The organism is Pseudomonas sp. Sample_16 (assembly GCF_004307665.1).
Classification (GTDB): domain Bacteria; phylum Pseudomonadota; class Gammaproteobacteria; order Pseudomonadales; family Pseudomonadaceae; genus Aquipseudomonas.
In genome coordinates, this window is the sequence record NZ_RCOB01000009.1 from 108,405 (window position 1) to 120,031 (window position 11,627).

Genomic DNA, 11,627 nt, shown 5'->3' on the forward strand with positions numbered 1-11,627 from the left:
TTGATCGCAATGCCCGGGCAATGAATCTATTTCGCCACTATTGCACCTGCGCTTTGTCTGGAACCGCGATGGAATGTTGATGTTCGGGTGCTTCGTTACCAGCAGCCAACGCGCTGGACGGCGGATGCTGGCGATCGGTTTCTTCCTGCAAAAACGTGATGATCGACTGCGCGGCACGTTCGTCCATGCGCAGGTTGGGCATCGGGATTTGGTCGAAGCGCTCGAACAGCTCCATGGCAATCGGGTCCTTTTCCGCCAGCATGCGGTCCGGTTCGCGGATCCAGCGACTGAGCCAGGCAGGATCACGCTGACGGGTCACGCCGATCAGGTCCGGGCCGATGCTGCGCAAGCCGATGCCCTGACCGTCCATTGGCCCCAGGCTGTGGCAAGACGCGCAACGGGTGCGGAACAATTCCTCGCCGCTGCTCGGTGGGCGGATCTCGGGAGCGTTGGCGTAATTTTGCTCAACGCTCGGTTGCTTCCAGTTCTGCAGGGTATTGGCCAACTGATCGGCCAGAATCCACGGGTTTTCGAATGGCGACGCCTTCATCCAGCGCCCCGTGGACTGGTTGCCGACAATCAGGCTCAGGTTGTGGTCCTTGCTGCGCCCGTTGTCGACGCCTTCGATGAACAACCCGAGTTTCTGCCGCAGCTCGGTGACGTCGGCGAACTCACCGGTGAGAAACTGCCAGCCCGGACCGACCTGGAAGCGTTGCGCATAGGCCTTGAGCACTGCGGGCGTATCGCTCAAGGGATCAATGCTGATGGAGTAGAAAAAAACGTCTTTGCCGACCCGGTCGCCGAGCAACTTCTGCACCTGACGCAGCCTGGCGGTTTCCAGTGGGCAGGAGTCGCTGCACGAAGTGAAGATGAAATTGATCACCACCACTTTGCCCTTGATCAGGTCATCGAAAAACCGCACCTGCCGACCGTCCTGATTGGTCAGCAGTATGTTGGGGAAATAGTCGCCACCCCACGGAGTGGCGCTATCGGCGACTGCGGTTTCTGTTGCCGGTGCGGGTGTCGGTGGCACCGGTTTGGCGACCAGCAACTGGCTGGCCAGCAAACAGGCCGACAACAGCAGCACAAGGTGCATGCCCAAGGCGCGCGAGCGTGGTGTATGGCGTCTCATGTCGACACCCTCCCGGTTCATGGCTGGACCGTCACTTTCGGACCGAAGCCGTCGCCGGAGCGGAAGGTCGGCAATGCCGCTGAATTCACGTAGTGCACGCCATCCCAGCTGGGCAACGGGGTCGGCATCAACTGGAATTGCCCGGGCTTTTCAATGTCCCAACGCAGCAGCATCGAGTTGTCTTCGTGCTGAGTGTTGTGGCAGTGCTCCATGTACGTCCCGGCGAACTCACGGAAGTTGATCGCCACCTCGACATTGTCCAGGCCATCCTTTTCCGAACCGATGCGATACACGTCCTTGCGTGCCCACTTCTCCCACTCCGGCGGCGCCTTGCCACCGCGGCTGAGGATGATCCCCTCTTCGAAGTGCACGTGCACCGGATGGCTCCAGCCAGTACCTCCTGCCTTGATGCTCCACACTTCCAGAGTGCCGAATCCGGCAACACCGGCATCGGTAGGACCGCTGGCCAATTGGGTGGAGGCGTTCAGGCGGCGGGGGTCCATGTGGAAGCCGAAACCACCATCGGTCTTGACCGTCCACGGTGCCTCATCGGTGCCGTCGGAACGACCGAAGATGAACGTGCGGTGACGAGCCTTGGCCAGCAGCGCCTTGTCGGTAGCGTTGTCGCGATGGATCTTCAGCGGGATCATCACCAAACCTTCAGCCTTGCCCGGCTTGGCTGGTTCATAAGCCGCCGGGTCCATGGCCAGGTCCTGACCGGTGTACGCCTTGACGTTGAGTTGCAGCACTTTGCCTATCACCGGGTCGCCCTTGTCCCACATTGGGCCTTTACTGGTTTGCTTGATCACCGCCTTGTAATTTTCCGACAGTGCATCCGCAAGTGACACCGGCTCTTTCGGGCCTTTGCCGTCGTCATGCACCAGCAGGTTGACGAAGAAAATCTTGTCCCCCGGCTTGATGCCGTTTTTCGCAAAGTTGACGATGATGTCGAAGCGCTCGGCAATGCCCTGGGTCGGCAGGATGGCGTTGTGGTTCTGTTTATCGCCGTCAGCGTCGAGATCCATGGTGCCGTCGAATGGCACGCTGTGCTCCATGATGTTGCCGTCATTGGCGATCATGTGAAATGGCACCCGGGCATAAGACACGCCCGAGCCTTTAGGTCCCTGGAACTCGCCGCTGGTACCTTTGATTTCACGCACCAGTGCCAGTTTGAAGTAACGCGATACCGAACCGTTGAGCATGCGGAACCGGTAGCTGCGAGCACGTACGTCCAGGGTCGGTTTCCACTGCCAGTTGACCAGCAACTGGTCGCCGATGAAACCGTCAGTGTTGAACGGGTTGAACCACAGTTGGCCGTTCTGATCCCAAGCCTTGTCGGCGAACACCAGGTTGACGTCGTAATCGCGGTTGCCCCATGACAAGGCACTGCCGCTGGGAAAACGCAGGTTGACCCCGTCGTTCACCGATTCGTTACCTCGGTCCAGGGCGCTGTAATAGTTCATCATCGCCGCATTGCCCTTGTAGACATTTTGCGCGGTGAAATCGAGCATGTGATCGTGGAACCAGTGAGTGCTCATGGTTTCACGCCAGTCGCCACGGATCTTGATCGTGCCGTTTTCGCAGGTTTTCCTGCTTGGATTGATATCGTTGGTCCACAGGGTCTCACCCGGCGCGCAAGGGAACGCGGCACGCGGGTCATGGGCATCGGTGTTGATGGTGTCGTAACCGGCCAACTGGATCGGCCAGCGATAGTCGTAGTACTGCCCGGGGAAGAAAAACGCGTTGGCATAGCCGTCGCTTTCCGCCGGAGCATGACCGTTGTGTTCGTGGGTACTGATTGTGTGCAGGCCAAAACCCATGTTGGCCGACGGATCGATGGGCAAACCGTTGTAGTGACGCATCAGCATCGGCTGGCCGTAACGCACCATCAACAATTTCGGCGGCAGGGTGCCATCGAAGGTCCAGACCGAGTTGTGGTTCTGTACCGGCATGTTCGGGTGAAAACGCGGATCGACGCCTTTGGCGGTGCCGTCCGTTGCCGGTACACCGGCAACGTTGTGATAAAGGCCACCGGGGCCGAATTCGCCCAAGGCATAGCCATGCCGTTGCAGGCCATCACGCAGGCCGCCGTTGAGCCGTGCGCCGGTCTGCACGGTTTTATAGGCCGCTTGCGGATAGAACTCGTTCCAGCGCTGATGTGACCAGCCTTTTCCCGGTGGACGACCTTCGGCGGAGGAACCGACATGACGATTGAGAAAGTACTCGATCTGCGCCTGCCACGGGTTGCGGTCAACGACGTTGGAATATTGGCTGGGAAATGGGGTCAGGCCCGGTTGGCGTAGAAACGCATCGAGCGCCGGGCCGGGCGGCGCACTGCGGGCTGCGCTGGTGGGGTCTTGGGCTGGCAACGGGCCGATGGCTGCTGGCGGAAACGGCAACGGTGCCGCCGGTGTGGTGGCGTCGAGTTTTTCCGGGCCGAATTCTTCGAACAGCAAAAGTTGCTGGGTGAACGGCTGAGCGCCAAACAACGGACTGGGTTTGCCATTGGTGGGGTAATTGAAACTGGTCTGCACGCTCGGCGGCAGTACGTTTTCCATTCGTGTTGTATTGCGTGTGCCTTTGGTCCCGTCCGGCAGATCGAAGGAGTCTTCGTTGGCCTGCGGCATGGTCAAAATGGCATTCAACGCCCCAACCTTGTCTTCTGGTTCATCGTAGTAAGCCGAAGGATCCGTCGGCTCGGGCTGTCGCTCATCATCTATCGGGCTGGCGCGCAATACCCCTGTGCTTATCGTCATCGTCAGTGCGACGCTCAACGGCGTCAACAAACCAAACCACTTGAAGGGATACCGCGCTTTTGTGTCCATCACCAACCGCCTCGAATATGGGAAGGGGGTGATGGACGTTTTGCAAGGAGCTCGCCATTTTTGTAACCAATTTATACAAAAGTATTAACACCGACAAAACAATGGCTTATCAACATCAATGTGCCACGTCCGGGAATGCGACTGGGGAATGGCACCCGCTAACGGGGAAAGTTGCCCCCCGTTTTCAGGGGATTAACTTGAACGAAAGACGCACGCGCGTGCCTTCGCCTTCACGGCTATCGAGCGCCACCGTACCGCCAAAGCGCTCCATGATTCGCTTGACCAGCACCAGCCCGACCCCCAGCCCACCTTGCTTGGTGGTGAAAAAAGGTCGGAAAGCCAAGCGCCGTTGCTCTTCGTTCATGCCTTTGCCGGTGTCGCCGATGGTCACGCACACACCTTGGGAAGCACTCGGTTCCAGGCTGATCGTCAGCGTACCGCCTTCGTCCATGGCCTCCAGCGCATTGGCCAGCAAACTGTTGAGAATCTGGGTCAGCTGCACGTGTTGACTCAAGACCATCGGCGTCTCTTTGGGGGTAAACACCACCGTGACCCGGCCCCTGGCGATCTGCTGCTCGAACGCGTTCAGGCTGTCGTGCAGCACCGCGACCAGGTTGACCGGTTCGGCTTCGTCGTTGAGCGGTCGCAAGGATTGCAGCAACTCCCGGACCCACTTCGACATGCGATCGACCTGGCCGATGATGTCGTTGATGTTCTTGTGCGCCGGACCGCTGTCGAACTCCAGCGCCAACTCGGCGCTTGAACGAATGGTCGCCAATGGGTTGCGCAGACTGTGGGCCACTGCCGAGGACATCTCGCCCAGCGCCACGTAGGTTTCGTTGGTGATCAGTTGCTTTTGTTGCGTCGCCAGCAAAATCGCCGCCCGCCGCACGATCCAGTAAAGACCCAGGTAGATCAACCCACCGCCCAACGCCGTCGCCAGCCAGATCAAGACCAGGCCACGTTCCATGCGGCTGATCAGATCCTTGGGCTCCTTGTAGATCTCGACCATCGCAGTGACGTTTTTGCCTTCGGCGTCAAACAGCGGAATGTAGTTTTCGATGAAGATGTATTCCGGCGGTGTGACGAACTTCTGTTCCATGCGGCCATGGTCGACATCATGGTAACTGGCCGATACCGGTGTCTTCGAGGCGAAGGCCTGATCCAGATCCTCATCGACATGAATCGTGGTGCCCATCAGCGCCGGGTTGGTCGACCAGATAATCATCCGGTCAGGCGCATAGATGTTCGCCAGGATCACGTCCGGCAAATGCTCGATGTGGTCGAGGAACTCGCCCCGGGCATTGGCACGGGCCATCGGATCGACGTCAGGGAAATCCCGATCTTTGCGCGGGTCGAGCAACTCGCCCATGGTCCGCACGTTGGGGATTGAAACGTGGCGGACTTCGGCGGCGGCGATCGCCTGAATGAACTGAGATGTCAGCAACGCATCGCGCTGCACGCTTTCGGTAATCACGAACTTGGTGGACACCGAGCCCAACGCCACCGCCACTGTGCCGATCACCGCCATGCTGATGAGCGAAAACCAACGCAGCAGGTTGAACGGCTGTTTGCGCGAGCTCAAGCGCATGTCGGCCTGGTCGGTGGTCAGTGTCTTGGCAAGCGTGGTCATCAATATTGTTCCCGCAAAAGCCCCTATAGGTTTATAGCCCACTGCTGGCAGATTGCCCGGCTGCAACCTGTTCTCCCCCTGCTCCGTTGCCCCCATCTACCCCCAATCCTGGGGAAAGAGGCCCGTTCCCCTCCGCAGGCAAATGCAGCTTGTCGCCAGGCGAACGCCTGTGCACCGGGCCTCTCATAGCCGTTTTTCGCGATTGGCATGGGAGTTGCCGAAGCCCTCCCAACTGACCCATATCCAAGGGGCAGGTACTCTGATAGAGGGATTACACATGCACCCTTTACTGTCCAAAACCGCGATCGCTCTGATCGTCAGTGCTATGGCCCAAGGCGTCGCCCAGGCTGCACTGTTTGCCGTAGACCCCGGCCCCTATGCATCTGCCACTGGAGGTTTCGCCTCCTGGTACCAAGACAGTCACGGTCGAACCCTCGACCTTTGCCTGTCAAAGGCTGTCAGTTCCAGGGTTCCCAGCGCACCCGGTGCGCCGTCCTACATGTGTGTTTTGAATCCAACTCCCGGGGTTTTCGACGACACCCAACCCATCGTTTTCCCGAGCAACTTTCCCGATGAAACGTTCTGGTTCACCGGCGACGGCGCCATCGTCGATGCTGCCCGCGGCATCGACCTGACCTACGTCAGCGCCGTCGAAGCAGCCTTCGCCGCCGAAGAACCGAAGGAAGGTGATCAGGTCAGTTTCGGTCGTATCCGTATTCGGGTCGACGTGCCCACCGCGGGCGTCTACACCATCACCCACCCCTACGGCGTCGACATCTTCGACGTTCCCGCGGGCGGGACCCGCGCCATCAACATGACCCGGGACATCGGTATCGGTACACCGAAAACCTATGACGGCGCGCTCAAAAGTGACATTGGCCCGTTCCTGCGCAGCGTCAATGGCCCCTACACCGAGACCAACCCGGTCACCGGTGCTGCCGAGCAGTTCGTTGGCGATCCAAACCTCGCAGAAGCCTTTACCGGCAGTCCGTTCAACACCAACTACATTCGCATCGAGGGCCCGAACGGCCTGGACTTGCGGACAACGGTGATGGCCATTTCCGGCAAACTGTCGACGGTGACCCGCCCCACTCCGCTGATCGCCGAGCGCAGTACCTACTCTCGCAAGGCAGGTGAAAGCGCACCCGTGGCGCAACAAGACGTTTTCGTGTTGGCACCGCCGCCACCGGCCACCGTGAAGCTGGACAGCAACAGCCCGGTACTGAACCTCACCGAGGCTGACACCACCGGCCACTGGTACGCCCAGTCCGCCGCCAACCCGACGTTGCCGAGCAACCTGGTGGTGACGGCTGACAACCATCTGGCCATTCCCACCAGCACCCCAACCTCCATCTCCATGCCGCTGACCGACCTGGTGGTGATCTCACGGGCCGAGTACAGCCTGAACAGCGGACAGATCACTGTCGTGGCCTCGACCAGCGATGAAACCTCGCCTCCGGTCCTCACCGTCACTACCGGTACCGGGGTCGCCATCGGCGCCCTCAGTGGCGATGGCGCAGAGAAATCCCTGTCGACCGGCATCTCGCCGATTCCACCGGCCAAGGTTCACGTGGCGTCATCCAATGGCGGCAGCGACACCGAAGAAGTGGTCATCGTGCAATGAACGCTCTCATGCCCAGACCCGCATCAGGAGGCATCATGAACAAGTGGCCACGCTTTGCGCTCAACGCGCTCGGGCTGACTCTTTCGCTGACCGGCAGTGCGTTCGCGCAACTCGCTGCGGTCGATCCCGGTCCCTACACCTTTGCCACGGGGAAATTCCCCATGTGGTATCAGGACAACAATTCACTGTCGCTGGAACTGTGCCAGTCGCGGGCCACCAGCTCGCGCTCGCCGGGCGTTCCTGGCGCACCTTCCTACATGTGCATCCTGAATCCGGAACCCGGGGTTTATGACGATACCTTGCCGATGGTATTCCCCGACAACTGGCCACCGGAAACCTTCTGGTTCCTCGCCGAAACCACCATCCCCGATGTCGGCGGCTATGGCGTCGACGCCTACGTGGCCGGGATCGAAGCGGCATTCGCCGCGGAAAACCCTGTCGACGGTGACCAGGCAAGCTTCGCCCGCATTCGCCTGCGGATAAACGTACCGGTGGCAGGCACCTACACCATCACCCACCCGTACGGCGTGGAAACGGTCAACGTCACCACGCCCGGCCGTCGTGCGATCAACATCACCCGCGACATCGGCATCGGCGCACCAGGCAATTTCAGTGGTGCTCTGAACGGTGAGGTCGGCCCGTTCCTGCGCAGCGTCAACGGTCCCTATACCGAAGTGAACCCGGACACGGGCGCCATCGAGACGTTCGTCGGTGACCCGAACCTTACCGAAGCGGTCACCGGCAGCCCCAACAACACCAACTTCCTGCGCGTCCAGGGCCCGCCCGGGACCATTCAGACCACGCTTTTTACCGTGTCCGGCAAAGTCCTCGACAGCCGTGCGCAGACCCTTGCGGAAATCGGACGCGCGACTTACCGCCGCACTTCTACAGGACCGGGCACCAGCAGTACCCGGGTCGAGGTGTTCGGCAAATCGGCGAACAATTCGAGCCTGTGCTTCCGCGAAACCGTGGCTCTGGTTCCCGGACCACCACCATCGCCGTGCCTCACCAGCATGCTTGGCGACAATACCGGCCAGTTCTTTGGCCACCGCCTGACCGGCAGCACCGTACCGCCTGTGGTCGTGCTCACCGCGACCGACCCGACCGGCACCACCCGGCCGACAGCGGTCTCGAGCAAAGTCACTGACGTGGTGAAAGTGCAAACCGCTCGCTATAACTGGAGCGACCACAGCCTGCTGATCGAAGCCATCTCGTCAGACGAAGTGGTGGTACCGGACATGGTTGCCCAGGGCTACGGACGGTTAACCAAGTCAGGCACCCTGCAACGCCTGACCGTCGCCGACCTGCCTCAGCCTCCGGCCAGCGTGACCATCAAATCGGCCTCAGGTGGCAGCGATGTCGAGCCGGTCGTCGTGGTCGGCACCGCGCCGGACACCGGTGAAAACCAGGCACCGCTTTCTGTCGCCGACAGTGGCAGCACCAGTTTCGGCGTGCCGATCACCCTCAGCCTGCTGACCAACGACAGCGACCCGGATGGCAACACACCGCTGAGCATCACCGCGTTGACCCAACCGGCTGCCGGCCAGGGCAGCGTGGTGTTGAACGGTTCCACCGCGGTGGTCTACACCCCGCCAGCCGTGGTCAATGCACCGTTGACCACAACGTTCACCTACAAGGCTCAAGATGCCAAGGGCCTGGCCTCGACCGCTGCGGCGACCGTGACCATCACCGTGGCGCCGAACCAGCCTCCGGTGGCCGTCGCCGACAGCATCGCGACCCTGGGTGTGTCGATTCCGATCAACGTGCTGGCCAACGACACCGATCCGGAAGGCAACGTGCCGCTCGCAATCGCCAGCTTCACCCAACCACCGGCGGATCGCGGCTCGGTGACCAGCAACGGTACCGTCCTGACCTATAACCCACCGGCGACGGTCACCACGGCTTTCACTACGACCTTCAGCTACATCGCCCGGGACAGCTTCGGTGCCCAGTCGACGTCACCGGCAACGGTCACGGTGCAAGTCTCGCCACGTCCTGCCGCGGAAACTTTCGCGGTCACGGCAGCCACGGTGACAGCCCGTTCCAACAATCGCTTCAACTGGGACTTCACGGGGACTTCGTCGGTGACCACTGGCAACACCATCACCATCCAGGTGACCACGCCGACCGGGCTGGTAACCCTGGGTAGCACCACGGTGCCGCTGACCGGACGCTGGCGCCTGACCGTCAGCAACTCGACCACGGTGATTCCGTCGGCGAGCCCGACAGCCACCATCACCTCGTCCCAAGGCACCGTGCGAACCGTTAACGTCACTGTGCAGTAAGCGCTCGCCCCACCGGCCGCTGCGGCGGGTGGGGCAAGCCCTCAACCAAAGGACTGCATCATGAAAACGCCGACCGCCGCCCTGCTCTGCCTGCTTCTGCTCTGCAGCAGCGCGGGTGTGCGCGCCGACGATTTGCTGGAAAACGACGACCTGGCACCCGCTGCCGATCTCGGCGAGCTGCCGCCCCCGGTGGGCCAGCAAGCGTTGATCGACCAGAACGGCCAGGCCAACGTCGCATTGCTGCAACAGCACGGCCAGTCGCTGCTCGGCCAGATCGTGCAGTCAGGTAGCAATCAGGAGGCGTTCATCCTGCAACAAGGCAGCGACCTGATGGCATTGATCAACCAGCAAGGTTCCGGCAACGCCGCATCGATTACCCAGACCGGCAGCCACAACCGTGCGCAGATTTCCCAGAACGGCAACAACAACGACGCCAACATCGTCCAGGCCGGCACGGGTCAGCAAAGCGCTGTGACCCAGGCAGGCAATGGCATGAGCGTATCGGTCACTCAATTTCGCTAAAGCACTGCACCACTTGGAGGTTTCAAAATGTTCAAACTGACGCCCCTCACAGCCGCCATACTGGTCATTGTCAGTGCCCAGGCAATGGCCGATGACAGCCTGTCGATACAAGACCAGGCCGGTACCGCCAACATCGCCGATGTGAAACAGAGCAATGCTCCGTTCAGTACCGTCACCCAACAGCAAGTTGGCCAGGGCAACGATGCGGCCGCCGTGCAAGACACGGCCACCAGCACCATTACCCAAACCCAGGTCGGCGACTACAACGCCGGGTACGCAGAACAACTGTTCGAGAACAACAGCACCATCACACAAACCCAGACCGGCAGCTTCAACATCACTCATGCCAGCCAGTCGATCGGGGTCGGCAATGGCGAAGCACTGCAACATCAGGAAGGCTCCGGCAACTTCTCATTCATCTATCAGGACAGTCAGGAAAACACCTCCGGGCAAACCTACCAGTACGGCGACGGCAACGAAGCCAACATCGAGCAGATCCAGTTAGGCATGGCCAACAACGCGGTCATCATCCAGTACGGCACCACCAACTACGCAACTGCCGAACAGATCGGCCACATGAACGGCCAGATCAACATCAACCAGGCCGGCAGCACCAACTATGCCTATGGCGACCAGCGTTATGGTGAAGGCGGCAATCTGACCATCAACCAGTACGGCGACGGCAACGGCTCCGAAGTCTGGCAAGACACTCAGGTCAACGCCCAGGCCACCATCAACCAATATGGCGGCGCCAACGAAACCATCGTCGATCAGAGCTTTGGCGAAAACAATGTCGCCACCGTGCTGCAGGTCGGCGACCTCAACGCCATCTACGCCGATCAGTTCGAGTCACTCGGCTCCACTGTCGCGCTCTATCAACAGGGCACCGGCAACGTGCACTTCACCTACCAGAGCGGCGACAGCCATGTGCTCAATGCCACGTCGGTGGGCAGCGACAACAAGGTCTATGCCAGCAACTGGAAAGGCCCGCAATCGGGCGGCCAGTTCGGCAGCAACCAGCGCGCCACCGTCAACCAGGCCGGCAGCGGCAACGTCGCCAACTTCACCCAGGACGGCGTCGGCCACGTCATGACCACCAACCAGACCGGGACCGGCAACAAAACCACGGTCAGCCAGGCCGACTCCTACAACGAGTTGTACTTCGATCAAAACGGCAGCGACAACATCCTGATCTCCGACCAGCGCGGCACCACCAACCTGGCCCAGGGCAGCACCAACGGCACCGGCAACAGCACCGAGTTCAACCAGGAAGGCACCGGCAACCAGGCATACACCGCCCAGCTGTACGGCGACGACAACATGATCACCATCAAACAGGCCGACACCCTGAACGTGGCTTACGTCACCCAGGGCGGCACCGGCAACATCGCCAGTGTCGATCAGAGCGGCATGACGCAAACGGCCACCGTGCAACAGTTTGGCTCGGCCAACCAGGCAACAGTGTTGCAGCAGTAATCGCGCGGCGTGAAAAACCGCGGCTCTCGGGGGAGAGTCGCGGTTTTTTTTGGTGGCGTACTTATAAGGTCAAACCTGCGGATCGAGGTTATCCAGTGCCCGATTTACCGCCAGTTCTCCCAGCATGATG

Annotated in this window: 7 protein-coding genes; 4 read left to right on the forward strand and 3 right to left on the reverse strand. The window is 60.5% G+C overall.

Annotated features, from left to right (window positions below; all coding sequences use genetic code 11):
- Window positions 1-37: 37 nt before the first annotated feature.
- The 3 genes from D8U69_RS01200 to D8U69_RS01210 all read right to left on the reverse strand — a co-directional run bounded on the left by D8U69_RS01200 (window position 38) and on the right by D8U69_RS01210 (window position 5,590).
- Window positions 38-1,153, reverse strand: coding sequence for an SCO family protein (locus tag D8U69_RS01200; protein ID WP_130906499.1), 1,116 nt, complete (start codon window positions 1,151-1,153; stop codon window positions 38-40).
- Window positions 1,150-3,957: a multicopper oxidase domain-containing protein gene (locus D8U69_RS01205; RefSeq protein WP_130906500.1), complete on the reverse strand. Its 2,808-nt coding sequence runs from the start codon at window positions 3,955-3,957 to the stop codon at window positions 1,150-1,152. The genes D8U69_RS01200 and D8U69_RS01205 overlap by 4 nt, the downstream gene beginning before the upstream one ends.
- 184 nt (window positions 3,958-4,141) lie before the next feature.
- Window positions 4,142-5,590: an ATP-binding protein gene (locus D8U69_RS01210; RefSeq protein ID WP_130906501.1), complete on the reverse strand. Its 1,449-nt coding sequence runs from the start codon at window positions 5,588-5,590 to the stop codon at window positions 4,142-4,144.
- Between the two features lie 277 nt (window positions 5,591-5,867).
- On the opposite strand from D8U69_RS01210, the gene D8U69_RS01215 reads away from it, so the two are divergent.
- From D8U69_RS01215 to D8U69_RS01230, 4 genes are read left to right on the forward strand one after another with little or no spacing between them, the layout of a single operon-like run.
- On the forward strand, window positions 5,868-7,214 hold the full coding sequence (locus D8U69_RS01215) for a hypothetical protein (protein WP_130906502.1): 1,347 nt from the start codon (window positions 5,868-5,870) through the stop codon (window positions 7,212-7,214).
- Window positions 7,215-7,249: 35 nt separating this feature from the next.
- Entirely contained in the window at window positions 7,250-9,499 is a 2,250-nt protein-coding gene (locus D8U69_RS01220) for an Ig-like domain-containing protein (protein ID WP_130905108.1), read from the forward strand.
- Window positions 9,500-9,559: 60 nt separating this feature from the next.
- Entirely contained in the window at window positions 9,560-10,021 is a 462-nt protein-coding gene (locus tag D8U69_RS01225) for a curlin (protein WP_056856864.1), read from the forward strand.
- A 27-nt stretch (window positions 10,022-10,048) separates the two neighbouring features.
- Window positions 10,049-11,497: a curlin gene (locus D8U69_RS01230; protein WP_130906503.1), complete on the forward strand. Its 1,449-nt coding sequence runs from the start codon at window positions 10,049-10,051 to the stop codon at window positions 11,495-11,497.
- Window positions 11,498-11,627 lie beyond the last annotated feature (130 nt).